Source organism: Thainema salinarum CENA647, assembly GCF_057732415.1.
Genome location: NZ_JBYJZJ010000022.1, coordinates 3127964 through 3149359 on the forward strand (window position 1 = coordinate 3127964; position 21396 = coordinate 3149359).

15 protein-coding genes, 1 tRNA gene and 1 pseudogene are annotated in these 21396 nt (G+C 50.9%); 6 read left to right on the forward strand and 11 right to left on the reverse strand.

Translation table 11 applies throughout. The features are described 5' to 3' along the window. Positions 1-10: 10 nt before the first annotated feature. The 3 genes from AC286M_RS20580 to AC286M_RS20590 form a co-directional block, all read right to left on the reverse strand. The gene (locus AC286M_RS20580) at positions 11-1111 is read right to left on the reverse strand and encodes a hypothetical protein (RefSeq protein WP_488206178.1); all 1101 of its coding nucleotides are present in this window, start codon (positions 1109-1111) and stop codon (positions 11-13) included. A gap of 213 nt (positions 1112-1324) precedes the next feature. Then, entirely contained in the window at positions 1325-2404 is a 1080-nt protein-coding gene (locus AC286M_RS20585; RefSeq protein WP_488206179.1) for a PstS family phosphate ABC transporter substrate-binding protein, read from the reverse strand. Positions 2405-2479: 75 nt separating this feature from the next. Continuing rightward, entirely contained in the window at positions 2480-4471 is a 1992-nt protein-coding gene (locus AC286M_RS20590; protein ID WP_488208855.1) for an SUMF1/EgtB/PvdO family nonheme iron enzyme, read from the reverse strand. On the opposite strand from AC286M_RS20590, the gene AC286M_RS20595 reads away from it, so the two are divergent. After that, the gene (locus AC286M_RS20595) at positions 4400-5332 is read left to right on the forward strand and encodes a transposase family protein (RefSeq protein WP_488206180.1); all 933 of its coding nucleotides are present in this window, start codon (positions 4400-4402) and stop codon (positions 5330-5332) included. The genes AC286M_RS20590 and AC286M_RS20595 overlap by 72 nt on opposite strands. Positions 5333-5392: 60 nt before the next feature. On the opposite strand, the gene AC286M_RS20600 is transcribed toward AC286M_RS20595, so the two are convergent. The 4 genes from AC286M_RS20600 to AC286M_RS20615 all read right to left on the reverse strand — a co-directional run bounded on the left by AC286M_RS20600 (position 5393) and on the right by AC286M_RS20615 (position 8737). Further along, the gene (locus tag AC286M_RS20600) at positions 5393-5629 is read right to left on the reverse strand and encodes a caspase family protein (protein WP_488206181.1); all 237 of its coding nucleotides are present in this window, start codon (positions 5627-5629) and stop codon (positions 5393-5395) included. Further along, a complete protein-coding gene (locus AC286M_RS20605; protein ID WP_488206182.1) occupies positions 5619-6062 on the reverse strand; it encodes a hypothetical protein in 444 nt (147 codons plus the stop codon). The genes AC286M_RS20600 and AC286M_RS20605 overlap by 11 nt, the downstream gene beginning before the upstream one ends. 346 nt (positions 6063-6408) lie before the next feature. Then, positions 6409-7188, reverse strand: a complete 780-nt coding sequence (locus tag AC286M_RS20610; RefSeq protein WP_488206183.1) for a hypothetical protein — start codon at positions 7186-7188, stop codon at positions 6409-6411. Beyond that, positions 7178-8737: a putative type IV secretion/conjugal transfer ATPase gene (locus AC286M_RS20615; RefSeq protein ID WP_488206184.1), complete on the reverse strand. Its 1560-nt coding sequence runs from the start codon at positions 8735-8737 to the stop codon at positions 7178-7180. Before AC286M_RS20615 ends, AC286M_RS20610 begins: the two co-directional genes overlap by 11 nt. 164 nt (positions 8738-8901) lie before the next feature. Here AC286M_RS20615 and istA point away from each other — a divergent pair. The 3 genes and pseudogenes from istA to AC286M_RS20630 form a co-directional block, all read left to right on the forward strand. Further along, a pseudogene (istA, locus tag AC286M_RS20620) lies at positions 8902-9963 on the forward strand (IS21 family transposase); the annotation flags it as partial. 379 nt (positions 9964-10342) lie between these two features. Then, positions 10343-11140: an IS21-like element helper ATPase IstB gene (istB, locus tag AC286M_RS20625; protein ID WP_488203569.1), complete on the forward strand. Its 798-nt coding sequence runs from the start codon at positions 10343-10345 to the stop codon at positions 11138-11140. A 211-nt stretch (positions 11141-11351) separates the two neighbouring features. After that, positions 11352-11987, forward strand: coding sequence for an XRE family transcriptional regulator (locus AC286M_RS20630; protein WP_488206185.1), 636 nt, complete (start codon positions 11352-11354; stop codon positions 11985-11987). A 105-nt stretch (positions 11988-12092) separates the two neighbouring features. Here the strand turns inward: AC286M_RS20630 and AC286M_RS20635 are convergent, their stop codons facing one another. From AC286M_RS20635 to AC286M_RS20650, 4 genes are all read right to left on the reverse strand, one after another. After that, positions 12093-13265, reverse strand: a complete 1173-nt coding sequence (locus AC286M_RS20635) for a tyrosine-type recombinase/integrase (RefSeq protein WP_488206186.1) — start codon at positions 13263-13265, stop codon at positions 12093-12095. A gap of 232 nt (positions 13266-13497) precedes the next feature. Further along, a tRNA-Gly gene (locus tag AC286M_RS20640) sits at positions 13498-13569 on the reverse strand. Between the two features lie 24 nt (positions 13570-13593). After that, the gene (locus AC286M_RS20645) at positions 13594-16887 is read right to left on the reverse strand and encodes an efflux RND transporter permease subunit (RefSeq protein ID WP_488206187.1); all 3294 of its coding nucleotides are present in this window, start codon (positions 16885-16887) and stop codon (positions 13594-13596) included. A gap of 192 nt (positions 16888-17079) precedes the next feature. Next, positions 17080-18417 carry an efflux RND transporter periplasmic adaptor subunit gene (locus tag AC286M_RS20650; RefSeq protein ID WP_488206188.1) on the reverse strand — a complete coding sequence of 446 codons (1338 nt, stop codon included), beginning with the start codon at positions 18415-18417 and terminating at the stop codon, positions 17080-17082. Positions 18418-19019: 602 nt separating this feature from the next. Between AC286M_RS20650 and AC286M_RS20655 the strand changes: the two genes are divergently transcribed. Continuing rightward, on the forward strand, positions 19020-19886 hold the full coding sequence (locus tag AC286M_RS20655; RefSeq protein WP_488206189.1) for an Npun_R2479 family HD domain-containing metalloprotein: 867 nt from the start codon (positions 19020-19022) through the stop codon (positions 19884-19886). A gap of 151 nt (positions 19887-20037) precedes the next feature. Next, positions 20038-21390 (forward strand): AI-2E family transporter, encoded by a 1353-nt coding sequence (locus tag AC286M_RS20660; RefSeq protein WP_488206190.1) that lies wholly within the window; start codon positions 20038-20040, stop codon positions 21388-21390. The last annotated feature ends 6 nt before the right edge of the window (positions 21391-21396 follow it).

Here is a 21396-nt window from a genome sequence, read left to right on the forward strand (position 1 = left end):
AAGGTTTCCCCTAACGAAAGGAATGGAAGTAGCGGGGTGAGGAGGCGTAGGAGCCCAGCAGGTTGACCATGCGGGCCGAACCGCTGGTGATGATGTTGAAGACAGCGAGGCCACCGCCAGCAGCGATCGCTAGCGCCAGCGCCGGAGCCAGCAGCCCGATAATCACCAAAAAGCCGAGGGTGTCAGTGACATCGGCATTGACCACGACCACCCCCGCCAGCCCGACGATGATGTTGTAGGACACCTGCGCCATACCCAGGCTGAAGAAGCCAGTCAGCCAGGCGAACAGGGGCTTGGCTTCAAAGGGCAGCAGACTTCCGGCGACGGCAAATGGCCCCATCAGCCCAGTGAGCAGCATCGAGATTTCCAGGATGTTGGTGAAGGCCCACTGAAAGGCCAGCAGCACATATTGAATGATTTCCTGGTTAACGGAACCGAGAAAACCGGCGAAGAAACCAGCCGTACCAAAGACGGCTCCCGATATCGGGTTATTTTCAGACTGGGCGGTCTGCACGGCTCCATCGATGGCGCGGGCAATGTTGCGGAGGGAATCGGGCAGGGGAATAAAGCCCTGGTATTCGTTGATGGTGGCCTGCACCTGAGCATTGGCGGCGGTGAGGCAGTCGATTTGCTTTTGCCCCACCATGCCTTCGCACTGGCTGAGTTGAGCGCTGATTTCGCTGGCAACGGCGCTGCGAGAAGTGGCGGACTGAACGGCATCGCGCAGTTTGACATCCAGCAGGGTGACTTCGAGCACCTGGTTGGAGAGGGTATGGATGACGCCGCGCAGGCTGACGGTGGAGACGGCGAGCAGGTGGGCGTTGTTGGCTAGCAGGCAGACGACGATGATGGGCCAGATCAGGTTTTGCAGGGGGCGGGTGAGGTCGCCTTCGACGATGAGCTGCCGTCCAAACTGGACGATGAAGAAGATTAGGGCACCCGCTGCGAAGATAGCGGCGGTCTGGTTGATAGCGACGTAGAGGGTGCTATCGAAGATGGTCAGCCATTGCTGATCCCAGGATTGGGCGATGCTTTGAGAAGTGTCGAGCCCTTGTTGGAGAATCTGGGTTGTGCCCGTGACGGCGAACCAGGGGAGGGGTGGAGAGGTCATGGAGGTGCTCGCAGAGCGAGGGTGAGGGATATCACCTCAGGCTAGGAAGCAGATATGACTGGGAGATGGAAGATTTTGGCAACTTCTTTGAAAGTTAAAAACACATAGATTTACAGCTAGCATCAAATATTCAGATGCTCAATCCATAAATGATATCCATTTCAAATGTGAATTTATGAGAGCATATAGCCTTTAATACAATGCTCAAACAATTTATTGCAATGAACGAACAGGTACATAACCAACTTCGCGTACAATTTGCTGACCTTGATTGCTTAACAACATATTGACATAAGCAACACCTGCTCTTTCGCTTTCTGTTCCATCCCGTCTAATAACCACAAAAAGTTCTCTCGTCAAAGGATAAGTGTCATTAGCAATGGTGGGCACAGTCGGTTTCCCCCCGCTGCATGGGGGAAATAATGCTCCTCCTGCCTCGATCTCCAAAGGTCTAATACTGCTCTCCGAGCAAACAAGAGAAACATCGGCAAAGCCAATTCTACCTTTCTCCTCAGAAACTGCTCGCTTAACTTGAGTAATGTCGTCTCTAGTTTCTATGTTAGGAGAAAAGAAATCACCTTCTAAAACCTCTTTTTGAAAATACTCTGGCTCACCTTGGTTATCAACAGGATCTGGGCTAAAGGGTTGAATTGGAAAGTTCTCTCCAGGGATTCCCAGCTCTTCTGACGAAACACCTAGATCAGTATAAATTTCTCTAATTTGATCTAAAGTCAGGCTATCAATTCTATTCTCATCTTCTGCCACAAAAAATGCAAGACCGCTTTTAGCCACAGGAATAGCTTCTAGATCGATGCCTCTCTGAACCGCCAACTTGAGCTCCCTTTCAGTCAAATCTCTTGAAGAAAATGAAATATCTATTTCTCCATCAATCAACTCCTTGATACCTTCACCGGACCAAGCAATTACTCCCTCAGAAGAGGTTGCGACCTGCTTAAAATTCATGTCGAAATCTGGATGAGCTTGAGAAATTCTCTCTTTTACTGGATCAGCTAAGACTATAAGAGACGTTGATCCGCCATATTGAAACTCTCCATAAATATCAACTGGGACGGCATTAAATCCACTAAAGAAATCACAGGATATGAAATTAGTCTTGTACTGTCCTAGTGGGCATTCTTTACTTGAAGAATAAGCAATAAATGCCCCTCCCAAGACGATGACAGAAACACCAGCAAAAGTAAGAGGGGTCAAGTATTTACTAAGGTAGTTCCCAGACCTATCTTTCTCTTCTGGTTTCTTAATTACTTTCTCGTCTGGATCTTTTATTACCATATGTATTCCTTGGTTAACCCTGACAGCAAAACCTCTGATTCAACCAGAAAAATTCAAACGTAGAAGATGAGTCTCTTAGAAAGAGCAAGCTATGCGAAAACCAACTATAGAATCTCCTTCATCAGGAAAACCACCATTTCGTACAGCAGATCGACAAAATTTTGCACCGTATTTCCAAGAACCTCCTCTCAACAATCTAGGAATCTTCTCACCTTCTTTGTCACACCATGCAGAACCGTCTGCCGGTGCTCCTTCGTAATTATCATGCCATTGATCTAAACACCATTCCCATAGATTTCCGTGCATATCATATAGTCCGAATGCATTAGGAGAGAAGCTGTTTACTGGTGTTGTTTTTTCTCGAAATTCCCCTGAATTACCTTTCGCATAAACAGAGTCGCCATCATAATTTGCTAAATCAGTGCTAATGGTCTCGCCAAAATAGAAAGGAGTTCCGGTTCCAGCACGACAAGCATACTCCCATTCCGCTTCCGTTGGTAGTCGGTATGCTTTCATTGTATGCCTAGAAAGACGTTCACAAAATTCTACTGCTTCAAACCAAGTGATTCCTTCGACAGGGTAGTCTTCACCATGTTGAAAGTGAGAAGGTTGTGGAATTAAATCTAGTTTTACTTTAGGCAATTCAGCAACAGCTTTCCACTGTTCTTGAGTAACTAAAGTTCTAGCTAAGCAAAATGAATTAATTTTTACTTCATGCCTGGGGCGTTCGTCAGTACTAGATTCTATTTCTCTGTCATCAGCCCCCATCTCAAAAACTCCACCATCGATAAATATCATGTCTAAGTTGGTGTTTTCATCAATCTCCTCAACAAAAAATTCTGCCTCCCCCGATTGTGAGTATTTTGCAATCTCTGAGCCTAAGCCTAACCATCCAGACTTGATTTCGAGACGTGTTATCTGAAACTTGGCCACTTCTCTATTAATTTTGATGTCGTCAATTGAAGGGAGGCTCTCTTCAGTAATGACAACTAAACTCTCAGAAGCCAGATACTCAGATTTATCTTTTTCCTTAATACTGCCTAGTTGCTCAACAACAAATTTTTCTATTTTCTCTGCGACATCCTTACCCAAACTTAAATCTCTATAAATCTCATCAAGGCACTGACGATCTTCGTCGCTAAATGGAAAACTGTTTTGATAAGCTAATTTGACGGCTTGCTTGTATTCTTTGCGTCTTTCAGCTCGAATCGGATATGGAGATTTGACGTCTTCCTCAATTTGTTTGGCATCTTCTAAAGACAACTTGAGTGACTTTCGCTTGGTATCGAGACGTATACGTTGAACTGATGGATTTGGAATTTCCCCATCAAATTCGAGATCTCCTTCAGCAAGCCTTTGTAAAATTTCGTCTACGGTTTTTCGGTACTCAAGCTTAGGGTCACGTTTCGGGGCTTTTGCAATGGGAATTTTGTAACCTTCTGCTTGAGCAACGATGATCTGTGGTTGAGTAGCACCTTGGTATTGAATTTTAAAGCGCCGTCCTGCATACATATGCAAGTCATCCGCTACTATCCAGTCTGAATGGCGGAATTCCGCTGCTCCTCTCATCCCTTCGATCAAATAGTGTGTGTACAGTGACAAACCATTGGGGGCCTGAAAAGATACCTCTGCTGAGCTTGAAGATGTTAAGATAACCCTGCCAGGAGCCTTGGGATCGTTTGGATCTATCAACTCTTTACCTAGTGCTATTGGTCCCTCGCCTTTCTTAAACATCTCAGCAATTGCTCCGCTGTAGCAGCAATCTAAAATCACCACAATTTGTCGCGAATCACAGGTATCCATTCTGCGTTTGAGGTAGTCTGCCGCCATCGCAGTAAACTCAACCAAGCATTTTTTATCTTTGTAGGAGTCGCTAGCACATAGATGTAAGTGTTGGTTAGGAAAATTGCCTAAATCTCCATGTCCTGAAAAATAAACCTTATCGGAAATTGAGCCGATAGAATTGGTATTAGGAGCATCGACCCAGGTGAGCCAATGAGAATGACCTATGCCGAGTTGCGGACAAACCCCCGAACCTTGTGTAGCTTGACGGGACTGAGGGTGCAGGAGTTTGAGGCGTTGTTACCCAGCTTTGCTCAGGCATGGGAGAGCTTTGTGAAAGCCACCTTTGAGCGTGAGGGACGCAAACGGGGGATAGGAGCAGGTCGTAAAGCTCATTTGAGGGAGCTAGAAGATAAGTTGCTGTTCATCCTGGTGTACTTCCGCCTCTATCCGACACAGGAGGTTCAAGGCTTTCTCTTTGGGATGAGCCAAGCGCAGGCCAATGAATGGATTCATCGACTGACGGGAGTGCTCAACCAAGCATTAGGATATGAACAACAGTTACCCGAACGTGAACCCGCGAAACTGGAGGCGCTCTTGAGCGCCTGTCCCAGTTTAGAGTTCATCATCGATGGCACTGAACGTCGGATTAACCGACCAAAAGATAAAGCCGACCGCAAGAGGTATTACAGCGGCAAGCGCAAGGCCCACACCGTCAGGAATCTAGTTATCCAGGAGCGTGGGGGCAAGGTGCGCTATTTGAGTGACACCTATGAAGGCAAGAAACATGACAAAGCGATTGCCGATGAGGAGAACCTATCGTTTCCGGACGGGAGTACGCTCTGGCAGGATAGCGGGTTTCAAGGCTTTGCCCCAGACGGGGTGAGCCTTCAGCAACCGAAGAAGAAACCGCGCAACGGGTCGCTCACCGCGATTGAGAAGATGAACAACCGCAGTATTTCCAGCGTTCGCGTCGAAGTGGAGCACCACATTGGCGGCATCAAGCGGTGTCAAATTTTGGTGCATCCGTTTCGTAATTGGGTTGACCATTACATCGATGATGTGATGGAAACCGCCTGCGGATTGCACAATTTCCGCTTGACCCATCGGGCACAGCAACGGAGTTCTCTGAACCAAGCCGCTTAATGCCAAACAACCACGGGTGAAGTTGGTTCGCAGCGACTGCTCTCCTATTTCCGATAAAGTCTAATAAAGCAACAGTAAGTCATCAGACTTCCCATCCTGAAAAAACTTTCCAACGTTTTTTTCCATATCCTCGCGAGTTGGGTCTGGCAAAAGTTCGACATTTTGAAAGCTTCCATGCTCAGGATCACTCAGCACATTCGCCATTTCGTTAATATCTTCCAAACTTCCTGGAAGAGGTTCAAAACCTTCGCCATATTGACTTACTCCTATTAATAAGGCTGAACGGTTACTGAACATTTCTTTCCTCTCTATGCTCTTTTACCGCAGCTATAAATCGTTCAAAATCTTGCACGGCTGCCGCTCGATCTCTTTCATTCCTCCCTTCAAATTCAAAAGTGTAGTTCTCACATTTGAATACAACCTTGGTAGGAGTACCTACAAGTCGGTCATAAAACCAACTTCCGAATGTTTTGAGAGTGTCTAAGTTAATTTGAATATCTAGAATGCTACTGGATGGCGTTCCTTTTAGAACTACAGAATCATCTGAGCTTTCCGAGCTTTTAGTTTGAGTTTTACTTAATGATATTGAATCTGCTTTAGTCTTTAATTGGGATGCAATAGCCCGAGTAATACCTTGTAGCTCATCTGAGCTTAATTTTGAAGAGACTTTAGGATCTTGGCTAATCTCTATAGATATGGAGTCAGAGTTAGGCATTGTTCTTGCGGTCATGCTTTTATGCTCTATTTGAGCACTTTATTCGAATTTTTGAGGAATAATTAAGTTTTTTGATAGATTCAACAATATCGTTGTCAGCAGGCTGCTCTAGCATTGGCAAAGGTAAAGCCCCTTAATCTCTGTGGGTCTAATTCCCCGTGGCTTGCCACGTTAGTGGTAGCGCGGGAGTGCGTCCCGAAGGGCAAATTCCGTAATGCCCCGTCCGCTTGCGGCGGGGATAGGAATTTGAGCGCCCCGCGAGATTTACTCTCAAATAAAGATGTTGTATTTAGCCAAAGTGAATACTACTACAGCTACTACTTATGTGAGGCGTAATTCGGTATAACGTGTAGCACTTGAACTAAGTCCCCGGCAAATACACACTCGCCGCCGCCTGCACTACCTGCTGCGCCCCCGCCATCTCCTCCGCGTGTTTCGCCCGATTCCCCTCATCCAACGCCTCCGAAATATTCGCCCCAATCAAATTCGCTGTCGCCGACTGCTGCCGCAGCTGCATCAACTGCTCATAGCTGCCCGACTCCAGCTGACTCTGATGGCTGACCATGTCCGTCAAATTTTTCATGACATCTTGCGTCACATCCAGCGACTGGGCTTCCTGAGACTTGTCGGCAATGGCACTCAATGCCTGCTCTGCCGCATCCATCTCCTGCTTCATCGCCGCCTGTCCCTCGGTTCCCAACACCGAAGTCGCCATACTGCGGGCACTTTCCCGATCTGAAGCATTTGCCAACGACTGCTGTAACACCACTGGGTTGGCGTTGAAATTATCCAGCCGCTGCGTCTCCCCCGATGCCTGCCCCGTCACATCCCCCAGCCCGTCGCCCCCAATTACCTGGTCTAACTCCTGCCAGTCTCCGGGCGGGTCGGGAATACCCAACTCTCCCGTGTTGCCATTCAAAATATCGCCCAGCACCCCGCCCAACACATCATTGACCGTGCGGGTGTAGTAGCCCTCAAAGATTTGCACGTACTGATTCACAATGCTTTTGAACGGCTGCAACAGATCAAACGCCTGGGCCGGAGCCATGAGGATTCCGGCACTGCCTAAAGATAAAGCCAGAATCAGCACGGAGCGTTTCAGCGTCGGACGGGTGGGTTGATGAAGCGCATCAGTAGACATGGTGCAAATCCTCCTGGGGTTGAGCCGTGATAGAGGATAAAGAAATTTCAGGTTGACCGATCGCCTCAAGGTTGGAGCCGCCGCGAATCGCCGCCACATACTGCTCCGCAAATTTGGCGATGCCCAGCAGCGAGTTGCCGCCATACTGAGCCAGCACCCGAGAACGGGCCGCCTGCTCATCCGGGTTGTTGACCACCGTCGCTAACTGCACCGGACTGGGATAGTAGCGACAGTACGTATAGAGCCCGTCACTATCCAACAGCCAGTTGGAGTAGAGTTCGGATCGCTTCGGAAAAAAGCTTTCCGTTGCGTTGCGGGCGATAATGGTGCGCTCATAATGGAGCAGCCGCACAAAGGACTCGATCGCGAGCGGCTGAATCCGCCCAATCAGCCGGGTATTCATGTTCTGCATGATCTGCTGCCCCGCTACCGAGTGCATGATGGTATCCGGGTCTTGCCCCGAGAGAAACACCCGAATGCCGGCTTTGGCACCGTTGGCACACAGTCGCCCAATCAGCCGCGAAATCGTGGGGTAGGCAAAGAGAATCGGCGACTCATCAATAAAGAAGATGGACTTGGGCGACTCCAACGCTCGCCGCAGGGCGGCAGAGTAGGCACTCAAGGACAAGATCGCCGCTTCATTTTCATTGGAGAGGTTCCGCAGAGCAAACACCAGCAGTTGAGCATTGGTGGGGAAGGAGCTGGGCCGACCGATCGCCTTGCCCACCCGTGAATCCAGCCAGTATTCCAGCTGCAGCTGAATCTGGGACTGGGCATTACGGATGAGGCCAACGCCGACTTCTTCCAGCTCCAGCTTTTCGGACGTACAGAAATCCAGCAAATCCCGCAGCGTTGGCGTTTGCTGCCAGGCGGCTGAGCCGAAGCCTCCCTCTAGGGCAGCCGCATAGCGCTGCTGAATATCTTCGTCCTTGAAGAAATTGGTCAAAGCACGGCCCACCAGCGATCGCACTGTCTGCTCCAGCAGCAGATCTTCCTGAGCCGAAGGCAGCACCATCGTCACCAGCGCACTTTCCAAGAATGACTTGTAATCCTCAAAGCGCTCCCGCTGCTGTTCAGCCGGGAGGTGGCGCAAATCCGGCTGCTCCAGCAGGTTGTTGCTCTCCCGCCCAATATCGAAGTAAGCGGCACGGGGCTTGAGGAATCCGGCATAGTCCGAGAAGGTGGAGGTGCCATCCGGTTTGGGGTAGTCCAAACACACAATCGGATAGCCCTCCGCCAGAAATTGCGTCAGCATGCCGCTCACCAACACCGACTTTCCCGAACGGGTGGTGCCGAAGACCGCCAGATTGCGGTGCTCACTGACAAAGTCAATCCGCACGGGAGAGCCGCCCTCATCGGCAATCAGCTCAAAGCCACTGGCACTGCCGGGACGGGTTTGAGTCAGGGGAATTAGCCCTGGCGCTTCGTTAGTCAAGTAGGTGAGCTGCCGCTTGAAGGGACTGCCCAGCAGCTTGTCCCAGGCAATTGGTAGGGTTTGTAGCCAGAGCTGCCAGGTAATTTCCGTCTCGCTATTAGACGACAATGACATAGGCGGGTGAGACCTGCCGACGACAGTTACACAGCCGGGTAGAGAGCACCATTTTTTATCACCTGTTCCAGTTGTCGTCATAGAAAAAGACACTAGAGGCATCTCCCAAGAATGTGGGGAAGCCACCAGTGCCCAAACAAACTATTCAAAGTTATCAAATCAAAGTGTATAAGAAAGCGCGAGAGCTCGGCCTAACGCAGAGTGATGCAGCTGCGATTGCCGACTTTTCAGACCGAACCGGTCAACGAATTGAAGCAGGGACGCATCAACCCAATCGAGGTCGCTTGCGGGATTGGCGCACCAGCGCCGACCCGTTAGCTGGGGTATGGGAAGACGAATTGGAACCGATGTTGCGGCGTGAGCCAAGACTGAAGCCAATGACGTTGTTCGAGTACTTACAAGAGCGCTATCCGGGTCAATATCCGCAAGTGCTGCGCACCCTGCAACGGCGAGTGAAAACGTGGAAAGCATTGTATGGTGAAGCACCGGAAGTGATGTTTGAACTACGCCACGAGCCTGGGGTGATGGGCATCTCCGACTTCACGGAACTCAAAGGCGTTGAGATTACGATTAACGGTCAACCGTTTGAGCATCTGCTCTACCACTACCGCTTGGCCTATAGCGGTTGGCGCTATGCCCAAGTGATTCAAGGGGGCGAGAGCTTTATCGCTTTATCGGAAGGGTTGCAGAATGCGCTGTTTGCCAGTGGTGGAGCCCCCAAGGAGCATCGCACCGATAGCCTGAGCGCCGCCTATCGCAATACCGGTGGCACAGGTCGCAAACCGTTGACTCGCCTGTATGATGACCTGTGCCACCACTACCGTCTAGAACCGACGCGCAATAACAAAGGGATTGCTCACGAGAATGGCGCGATTGAGTCTCCGCATGGCCATCTGAAAAACCGCATCACCCAAGCGTTGTATCTGCGGGGCAGCCATGACTTTGAGAATGTGGCCGCCTATCAAGCGTTCATTGCGGCTTCGGTTGATAAGCTCAATCAGCAGCACCAAGCCAAGTTTACCGAAGAGCAGAAGCATTTACAGCCCCTGCCCAATCATCGGGTGGCTGATTATGAAGTCCTCACCGCCCGCGTGAGCACGCGCAGCACCATTGACGTGCGCTGCATCCTCTACACGGTGCCCTCCCGGTTAATTGGTCGTCAGCTCGAACTGCATCTGTATCATGACCGCATCTGTGGCTACCTGGAGCGCCAGTTGGTGGTGGAACTGCCACGGGTGCGCGTGACGGCCAACGATAAACGGCGCGCCCGGTGCGTCAACTATCGCCATGTTATCGAAGGTCTCAGGCGCAAACCCCGCGCCTTCCTCTACTGCACATGGCAGCACGACTTATTGCCCAATGACCACTATCGCTCTCTATGGCACCAACTGGAGACGTCTTTTGACCGCGATTCTGCCGCTCGGTTAATGGTTGAAGCACTCTACATTGCGGCTACGCAAAACCGAGAAGCGGCAGTGGCTCAGTATCTAGACGCGCAATTAGCCGCTGGCACAGTAACGCTGAGCGCGCTGCGTCAACACTTTCAACTCCTGAGCGAGTCCGTCCTGCCGAACATCCAGGTGCAACAACATAACCTCCAAGACTATGACCAACTCCTCCGAGCCGACGCCACCGATCAGTCCTTACCAGAGCCTGAGTCTGCACCTCAAACAACTGCGGCTTTCTCACATGCTCCAGCATTGGGAAAGCCTCGAACATCAAGCCATGCAAGACCAGTGGTCTTACGCTCAATTCTTGCTGGCACTGTGCGAATTGGAGGTGGAGCGGCGCTGGAGCCTGCGCCTCCAACGCGCCCTACAAGAGGCCCAACTGCCCCCGGCCAAAACGGTTTCCAACTTTGAGTGGGACCATCTTCCCCAGCTCAATCCGGCTCCTTTGATGCAACTGACCACCGACACCCGCTGGTTGGAGCGAGCCGAAAACTGTTTGATCTTTGGCCCCTCTGGCGTGGGTAAAACCCATCTAGCAACTGCGATCGCTCGCGCCATTGTGGAACTGGGCAAGCGGGCTAAGTTCTTTGCCGCAACCACCTTGGTTCAGCAGTTGCAGCAGGCTAAATTACAACTGCAACTGCCCGCTTTGCTCAAGAAACTCGACCGCTTTGACTTGCTGGTGATTGATGATCTCGGCTATGTCAAAAAGTCAGAAGCCGAAACTTCTGTCCTCTTTGAGTTGATTGCTCATCGCTATGAGCGGCGTAGTCTGCTCATTACCGCGAACCAGCCCTTCAGTCAGTGGGACGCTGTCTTTGCCGACACCATGATGACCGTTGCCGCTGTCGACCGGCTGGTTCATCATGCTCTGATTGTTGAAATGCAGGCCGATAGCTATCGCAAACGGTCGGCCGCGACGCGCTCCGCTCACGCTTCATCTCAGGCTTAATCCTCATTTGGTCAGCGATCATAGCTGTCGTGACAGCTATGATCGATTATTCATTCCGTTATTCATCGGCAACGGTTCAACTGACGGATTCGCCTATCTAGCTGTCGCGTCACGCCAAAAGCTTGACATTTGATAACATATGGATGACGCTAACAATTAATAACGCGAGCGTCAAGAGCTATATATTGCAACTTGAATCCTAAACATGCCCATGTGTGACTCATTCCCGGATGACAACCCAGCGAGTACAGTTGAAGTCAATGATTTTCCAGCTCGCTTAAAAAAAGCGATTGGTGATCAGAGTATCCGAGGCTTTGCGAGAAATTGCGGATTTTCGGATACCGTACTCCGTCAATATCTCAGCGGCCAAAGCGAACCCACTCGCCCCGCTTTGCTCGCTATAGCTCGCACAGCAAACGTCAGTGTGGAGTGGCTGGCTGCTGGCCAAGTCGCAACACAAGATTCAATTAAGGCTTTGACTCAAAAGTACTCTTATAAGAGTCCGTTAGCCTTTGACACTGACTGGCTAAAGGAGCAATTTCCAAAATCATTTGAAAACCTTTTTTTGACAGAGGTTTTAGACGAAAGTATGGAACCCACACTCCAGATGGGAGATCTGGTTCTAGTCAATACAAATGAACGTGACTTAACTGCAGTGAATCATGGAATCTACTTGTTGAAACTGGATGATCATATTTTGATTAAGCGTCTGCAATATGTCGCAGAACATACACTGAGAGTACTGAGTGATAACCTTGCATATGAAAATTTCTCACTAGAGCTATCAGAACAGTCTCTGAGCGTCAGCCTTATGGGTAAAGTGGTTTGGTTCAGCCGAAAACTGTAGACATTGCGGATTGCCTAGTTGCTTGATGATTTAGGGTAACCAGAATCAAATTGGAACAAATTATTTAAAGATGCTCAGGTTCGATTAGAGGAGACTAACAGTCCATTAGAAAAAAGTTGGCACCTCAATTTTGTGAATCAAACCAGCATAATGATCCAACAAAATTTTAGGATCATGTCCGGTTAACTTCGCGACCTCAATCACTGACATTCCCTTGGCCAGCATATGGCTAATGAAGGTATGCCGAGTATTGTACTGAGTTCGATATAGCCCATTCTCTTTTGTCATTCCACACTTCTTCAAAACGCTCAGCCATGCTCGGTTGACAAAATTGGTTGCATCGATTGGTTTACCCTTGGGACTTGGAAAGACCAACATATCGGGACTGTAGCCTTCAGGACGAATAGACAGCAGAAGCGACTGGAGTTCATAATTACAAGGAAATGTCCGAGAACGGTTGGTTTTTGTCGCCTTTCGCAAACGTGCTGTTCCAGTTCCTTTTCTCACTAAAGTTTCGTTGAACGTGATTTCTAAGCCGTCATAACGAATGTGTTTCCATTGCAATCCAATGGCTTCACCTGTTCGGCAACCAGTCATAAATAAGAAGCGAACATAGTTCGTGTAATAGGCATAGTAGCGATCTCGTTGGAACTGATCGATGATTTGCTGAATTTCTGTTTCACTAAAGGGCGGGGCTTTTAGTGGGGGGACTGGACGGCACAATTTCGTTAAACCAGCAAATGGATTTTCCCAATCGGTATTCACCAACTTGTGTTGCTGAACCCAGTTGCCGAAATCGTTCAAGATAATGACATGCTTTTTAATTGTTGCTGGGGCCGCATCCTGAAGCATAAAGTGGATAAACTCTTGGGCCTCCTGAGAGCTGATAAGCTGGCGGCCAAACTTGCGCACCTTTTTGGGAATCGGGTTGTACATCGCGACAATGGTAAACGGGTTATCTAGCCGCTGCTCTTTGTCGTCTACAAACTCGTCCCAGTGTTGTTCAAAAACCTCAGAGAAAGTTTGACTCCCGCTTACTCTTCTTGATTTTAGTAGGAATGTTGAGGAAACCGACTCGGGTCTATATTTCTCCAAACTTGGATCAAAGTTGCCGCTGAGCATATCCAACTCTATTTGCTGAGCCTTCTGAGAAGCAACCTTACGATTAATCACACTGTCGGGTAAACCAACAGATAAACAATAGCGTTTACCCTGATAGCTCCACCGTAATCTTAAGCGCTCAGCGTAAACCTCGATTTTGACTTGTCCTTTAGCCATAGTCCGGAATAAAAATAAAGTGTGTTGTCTGCACCCTTACCAATGCCGATGGTTATTCCAGACCCCTTCAGACCGCTTTTCGTGCCCGGTATTTTATACCAGTTTTATACCAGTTTTTACACCCAAACTGCCCCAATATGACCAAACGCTATCGCCATATTTCTTAAAATTCATCAACATCTTGATGTCTGAACCCGTTCTACAATAGGCATTATGGGCTTTATCACTTGAAAGCGGATGATGGGACTCGAACCCACGACATTCAGCTTGGGAAGCTGACGTTCTACCACTGAACTACATCCGCAATGGCTTGGATAGCCATTATAGATTATTTCCCAATCGGCAGACGCTGCGATCGCAATTTCTTCCGATTTAGCCGCTGGCGAGAATCCGGCGAGGCCGAAACATAGCGCACCAGTTGCTTCAGCCAATCATAGAAGCGATCCACATAGGTAAAGATCACCGGAACCACCACCAGCGTCAGCAGCGTAGACGTACTAAACCCACCGATTACCGCGATCGCCATTGGACTGCGCGACGTACCGCCTGCTCCCCACTCCATCGCAATGGGCACCATCCCCGCAATCGTGGAAATTGAGGTCATCAAAATCGGACGCAGACGAGTAATTCCCGCCTCCTTGACCGCTTGCGTCAGCGGTTTGCCCTGCTGCTTGGCCATCAGCGCATAGTCCACCAGCAGAATTGAGTTTTTCGTCACCAGTCCCATCAGCAACACAATACCGATGAGCGCAAACAGACCCAGCGACTTTTGGGTAATCATCAAACCCGTCAGCGCTCCACCCAGCGACAGCGGCAGCGCCACCATAATTGTGAACGGGTAGAGGAAGTTGTTGTACAGCAGCACCAGCACCGAATAGATCATCAGCACCGCCGTACCGAGCGCCAGCAAAAAGCGGCTGAAGATATCGCGCATAATCTCCGCGTCGCCAGCGGGTTCTTGGGTGACACCAGCGGGCAGATTCTGCATCGTCGGCAGCGCATTGACGGCTTCTAGACCTTGTCCCAGCGTAATGCCTTCCAAATTGGCACCGACGGAGACTTGGCGAGAGCGGTCAAAGCGGTCAATCTGCGAGGGGCCACTGCCAAACTCAATGTCGGCAACGGCAGACAGGGGCACGAGATTCCCGTCCTCGCTGGGCACTTTCAGATAGCGAATCGTATTGGGGTTGTTGCGATACTCCGGCGCTAGCTGAATGCGAATTGGGATTTGCCGATCGGCTAGATCAAACTTGGGCAAGTTGGCTTCGTTGTCGCCAATGGTGGCCAAAGAAGCCGTATTTGCGATCGCACGTACCGAAACCCCCTGATCCGCCGCTCTTGCCGGGTCAGGAATCACCAGAATCTCTGGTTTAACCAAGCTGGCACTGGATGACACGTCCACTAGGCCAGGGATTTGACGTACCTCGCGGGTGAGCTGGTTTGCCGTTGCCAGCAACGCATCGGCATCTTCGCTCTTTAAGACAATGTTGAGATCTTTGCCTTCACCGGACGCACCTTGGCTGTCATAGCTAATTCGCGCACCGGGGATCTGCTCAAACTGTTGGCGCGTCTGGTCTTCAAACTCGAACTGTGACAGATCGCGCTCGTTCTTGGGCTTGAGATTGACATACAGTTTGGCCCGATTGACGGCACCACCCGTACCGTCCTGGCCCGTCCCTTCAGTCGCCAGAATACTGCTGACGGCTGAGTTTTCGAGCAGGATCTGAGTGATTTGATCCGTCACCGCTTGGGTATCTTCAATTGTGGAACCGGGTGGAACTTCTACCGTAATGCTCGATAGTCCCTGATCATCGCCATCAAACAAGCTCGTGGGGATGTAGGGCACCAGCATCAGACTGCCGACGAAAAATGCGATCGCACATGCCAGGGTTGTTAACCGATGCCGCAGCGCAATGTCTAACAGACGACGATAGGGATAGAGGCCCGGTTTAGTGGGTGGAGCTGTGAGGGATGAATCATCCTCGTAGGCTGTCTGACCATGATCATTGGGATACTGGCCGTTACCGTTTGCCTGACCGTTTTGCTGACCGTTTGCCTGACTACTAGAGAGTTCACTATATGACTCACTCAACTGGCTACTAACCTTACCGTTACCATTCGCTAAGCTGGGCTGCTGCTTAGGTTTAGGCTTTAGCAGGTAGGCCGACATCATTGGTGTCATCAGGCGGGCTACCAAGGTCGAGAACATAGTCGAAACCGCTACAACCACACCAAATGGTTTGAAGAACTGTCCCGGCACGCCTCCCATAAAGGCAACCGGAATGAAGACGGCCACAATGGTAGCGGTGGTGGTCAAAACGGCCAGTCCCACCTCTGCGGTAGACTCCATCGCCGCTTTGTAGGGACGCTTGCCCATGCGGATATGGCGCTCAACGTTTTCAATTTCAACGATGGCATCGTCTACCAAGTTGCCAACTGCCAGCGTCAAACCTAGAGTGGTCATACTGTTGAGCGTATAACCTAGTGCCTGCATAACCAGAAACGTAGGAATAATCGAAAGGGGCAGAGCCGTTGCCGTAATTAGCGTAGCTCGCCAGTCCCGCAGAAAGATGCCAACCACTACCACGGCTAAGATACAGCCCATGATCAGCGCTTCAATCGAGGCTTGATAGGATTCACGAATGTAATCAGCCTCGGTAAAGATTAACTCTAGGTTGATGTCCTCTGGCAGCGTCTGATCGAGTTGCGCCACCACGTCGCGCACGCCTTCTTCAACGGAAACCAGCGTGCTGCCTGTGCTCCGGAATACGGAAAATGCAACCACTGGCTGACCATTAAACTGAGCCGACTGGCGCTGCTCGGCAAAGCCATCTTCAACCACACCCAGGCTGGAAAGCGGCACCGTGCCCCCGCTCGGCAGCACAATCTGATAGTCTCGCAAAGACTCTACTGTTTCAGCGCTGCCTAGGGTTCGGATGCCCTGCTCTTGTCCGCCGATATCGACTCGGCCACCGGGCAAGTCAATATTAAAATTGCGAATCTGATCGTTAACCTGCGTTGCGGTAATCCCCAGTGCTTCCAAGCGATCGGGGTCGAGATCAACCCGAATTTCGCGATCGACACCGCCTACCCGTTGCACCTGTGAAACGCCTTTTACGGCTAGGATCTCGCGGCTGAGCGTGCGGTCAATCAGGTCACTCAGTTCTTCCACCGAGCGCTGGTCAGAGATGACGGCATAGGTCATGATTGCGCCGCCTTCAAACTCCAGCCGCTGCACAATCGGCTCATTGATGTCGGCAGGTAAGCTTTGGCGGATCTGCGCAATCTCATTCCGTACGTCATTGGTGGCGCGATCGCTATTGGTGCCCAAGAGAAACTGCACCACCGTCGTCGATACGCCATCGTTGACGGTGGAGTTAATCGCGTCAATATTGCCGAGGCCCGCGACGGCATCTTCCACCTTTTTGGTGACTTGGGTTTCCAGTTCTTCTGGCCCCGCACCGGGCTGCGTTACCGTCACGCTCACGGCAGGGATATCAATATTGGGATTCGAGTCAATCCCCAGATTGCCAAAGGCCACCATCCCCGCCAGCGTGAGGACGAGAAACAGCACAATGGTTGGAATTGGACGCCGAATCGACCAGTTAGAGACGTTAAACATGGGTGAAGCGTGGGGAGAAAGAGTTGGACAGTTTTATCCTGGCGCTGTAGATCAGCGGGTGTTGGAGTTAGAGCAGGGGAGCGGAGGGCAAGGAGGCTTGAATTGGTAGTGAACTTGATGAAGGCGAGAGTTGGAGTAGGAGGACAGGACTAGTGGTCAGGACGGCGAAGAAGCAGGGAACTGACCTGGGAACTACTCGGCTACGCGGACGCGATCGCCTTCTTGGACATAGCCTGCCCCTTTGACGACAACTCGATCGCCCGAACCCAAGCCGCTCAGGACTTCAACCTGGGCATCACCATCACCTTGCGGCAGACGAGCACCCACTTCAATTGGTCGCCGCTCCACCACATTATTGACATCCAGTGCATAGATGAAGGATGCGCCGCTATTATCAGACATCACTGCTTCCGACGGAATCGCAAAGCCCCGCCCCTGCTCGGTGACAATTTCGGCAGACAAGAACATTCCAGGTCGCAGCAGCGATGAAGATGGTAGTGAAATTTTGACCGTGGCCTCCCGTGTATTCGCATCAACCAACGGCGCAATTTCCCGAACTCGACCTTCAAGCTGAATGCGGCGGTCGGAACTGGAGGTGATTTTGACGGGCGCACCCAGGCGAACTTGCGCTAAATCGGTTTGCGGCACTTTTACCTGTAGCTCCAGCAGGTCATCACGAATCAGCGTAAACAGCGGATCAGAGGCCGAGGATACATTGCCGACACGGGCAACTTTTTCAGCAATAATGCCGTTGGCGGGTGCCACAACTAAGGTTTGATCCAGTTGCGATCGCAACTGAGATAAATTCGCCTCCGCGCTTCGTACACTCGCCTCAGCATTGGCAATATCGGCTTGGGCTAGGCTGACGGATTCCTGAGCCGTTGCCGCTGCTGTCACTTTGGAATCCAGTGTTTCGCGGCTGATTGCGCCCTCATTCGCTAACGTCTGATAGCGCTCAAAATTGCGCTGGGCTTCTGCCTGACTAGCCTGTGCTTGGGCCAACGCCGCCTGCCGCTGCCGCACGCCAGCCTGAGCCGATTCAATCTGAGCTTCAGCCTGGCGAATTTGCGACTGGAGCACCGTATCGTCCAGTACAGCCAGCGTTTGCCCCGCCTGTACTGCATCGCCTTCTTCCACCAGCACTTGCTGTACCTGCAACCCGGAAGCACGCGGCGCAATCGGCAGCAGATCAGTTGCTTCCACTGTCCCCGTAGCGTTGAGGGTTTGATCAATCGGAATCTCTTGGACTCGATCTGCAGTTACGGTCTGACTTGCCACCTGATCGGTTTCTGCGGGTGCAGGTGCAGATTCATCAGCCGCAGGTTTTGTGAACTGCAATCCTGCAAACGTTAATACAGCCCCCAAGCCCACACCCAATAAGACACCTCGACTACCAGACAGCAACCCACCGTCCCGCTTCGACGCCCGAGACGGCACTGCATCATCAAAGTGATGCGCCTGCGACGGCTCTGTCTGCTTGCTTGACTGCTGATTGGACTGCTTTGGTTCTAATGCATCCGCCCCATTCATGGCTTACCCCCTTAACGTTGCCTCACTGAACTTGCTCGCCACCCATTGTTTATTGCCTGTAGTGAAAAGGCGCGATCGCACATTTCTTGACTCACGCCTTTACCACTCACATCCAAAAACCTCTGAACCACCCCTTTAGAATTCCCTGACTCCCTCGACACCCTCTAAGCCCTCGACAATCCCAATTCCGAAACTCTCTACAGCCCCCCTACCCCCTCAAACCCCTTCCCCAACACCCCACCATTGTAATAACCAACCGGTAAGTATGTTTTCCACATTTTTAATGTAACAAAATATTAAATACTATGCTACGGTGCAAGCGATCAAATGCGTTGTGTCGCTTGAATACGGAATGTTTCGCCTGAGGAAGATTACTATTAAGACTGACGAATATCACAGCAAATTTGTCACAGTCTCGTTTTAATGAAAAACAGACTGGCTCAGCTTGTCTATCATTTTCAGACTAACCTGGGCACTTTAAGCTAAATGCCTCAAACAACGGATACTTCTTATCTGCTGATGGGTAGCTCATTTTGGCTACTGTAAAGTTAGTTCCTGAAGGTTTGATTCATCCTTACCCTTAGCGCAAGTGGACGTAGAGCATGTTTAATGCAACTGAACTCCTAATCGATAACTTTGTCGATAAGCTGCGATCCGGTTATCGCCGTACGTACGGTGGCTGGAAGCCTGATTATGAGGACATCATTGCCTGGGCTGGAAGTATGGCCCTAGAAAACATTGCTAATAGCGATGCCCTCTATCACAACGTGGAGCACACCATTTTGGTCGCTCTGGTCGGTCAGGAGATTCTGCGCGGCAAGCATATCCGGGAAGGGGGGGTATCCTGCGAAGACTGGCTGCACTTCATCATTTCGCTGGTTTGCCACGACATTGGTTACGTTAAAGGGGTTTGTCGGGATGATCGACCCGGTCTCTACTCAACGGGTCGCGGCGATGAAATGGTGCCGTTACCACCCGGTTCGTCCGATGCCAGCCTGACACCCTACCACGTCGATCGAGCCAAGCTGTTCGTCGAAGAGCGCTTTGGTGGTCATAAGCTAATCGATGCCGAACAGATTAAGTACAACATTGAGCTGACTCGCTTCCCCGTCCCCAAAGCCGAAGACCATCAGGACACGGTCAACTATCCCGGCTTGATTCGCGCCTCTGACCTGATTGGTCAGCTCAGCGATCCGCGCTACCTGAAGAAGATTGGTGCCCTATTCTACGAGTTTGAAGAAACAGGGGTGAATAAGGCGCTGAATTACCAGCATCCCGGCGACCTGCGGATGAACTATCCCAAGTTCTACTGGAACGGCGTTTATCCCTACATCAAAGATGGCCTGCGCTATCTGTCGCTGACTCAGCAGGGCCAACAGGTAATTGCCAACCTCTATTCCAACGTGTTTGTGGTTGAGCATGAAGCAATGGCAGAAGCCAACTCGCAGCTACCACCAGTAGCCGTTTAGTAGAGATTGCTGATGTTAGGTATGAATTGGGATGTGGGGACAGTGCCTCACGTCCTAATTCATATCCAAATTAAGCAATGTCGTTTAGTAGAGGACTGTCGCGGGGCGAGCGTGTTACATTAACCTGCGATCGCAACTTTATTTCGCGCACATGTATCGCGTATTTTCACCTCTGCAACAGGCTCTGATTACCTGGCTCTTGGTGCTGCTGGCTGGCTGGGCCACACTCAACTTGCTCAGCTATATTGGCGAACTGCTCAGCATTTTGATTACGGCGGGTCTGATCGCCTTCATTCTCAACTATCCGGTCAAGCGCTTGCAGGTTGCCATGCCACGCAATATTGCGGCGGTGATTGTCTATGTCGCCACCGGATTCTTTGTGGTGGTACTTGGGATCACGCTGCTGCCGATCATCATTGAACAGGCTCGTCAGTTTATTAACAATGCGCCATCGCTGCTGGAGTCAGCGCGATCGCAGTTGACCGAACTCCAGCAACTGAGTGAGTACTACAATTTGCCAATTGACGTGCCGCTGCTAGAACAGCAGGTACTGGCTCAGCTCCAAAAACCGCTCCAGGGCATTGCGTCAGGGAGCGTAGGATTCGTCCTGGGCACGTTCAACGGCGTACTGGATCTGATCCTGATTTTAGTGATCTCGTTCTACATGCTGGTGGACGGGGAGCGGGTTTGGCACGGCCTGATTCAGGTGTTTGCGGTTAGTATCCGCACCAAGCTGACGCTCTCGCTCCAGCAAAATTTACAGAAGTTCGTCTCCGGCCAGCTCCTACTCGGTTTATTTATGGCCGTCAGCCTCAGCTTTGTCTTTTTCTGGCTGCAAGTGCCGTTTTTCCTACTGTTCGCCGTATTCATTGGCGCAATGGAAGTCATTCCCTTCATCGGCGCGACCTTGGGCATTGGCACAGTGGGGATTATCGTCGCCTTTCTGGACTGGTGGCTCGCGATCCAGGTGGTGGGAGCTGCGATCGCAGTTCAGCAAGTTAAAGACAACCTAGTGGCACCGCGCGTCCTAGGCAATCTCACCGGATCGAGTCCCGTCGTCATCTTCGCCGCCTTGCTCCTGGGAGCTAGAATCGCCGGACTTTTGGGCGTCATTCTCGCCATTCCCCTAATTGGCGTGATCAAGAGCCTCGTCGATATCGTCCTCGATCCCTCTCTACCACCGCAAACCGGATCGTTTTTCTACAATCCCATTGCCGACCAGGAAACTACTATTGTCATGCCCGACGGCTCTACTGCCGTGGTGGCTGACGGAGTGGAACGCTCCACTGCCCCACCCCCCGAGGAAGCCCTCCGCGAAGAACAAGAGCGGCTAAAGGAAGCCGAAGCCGAAGCCAACGACCAGGAGCAATCTGACGTCTCTGCCGTGGATATTCAAACCCGCTTAGAACGCGCTGCTGCTGAAGCCCAATCCACTACTTCATCCATTGATGACGTTCAAACCCGCTTAGAACGCGCCGCCGCCGAATCCGAGACAACAGAATGATACGGT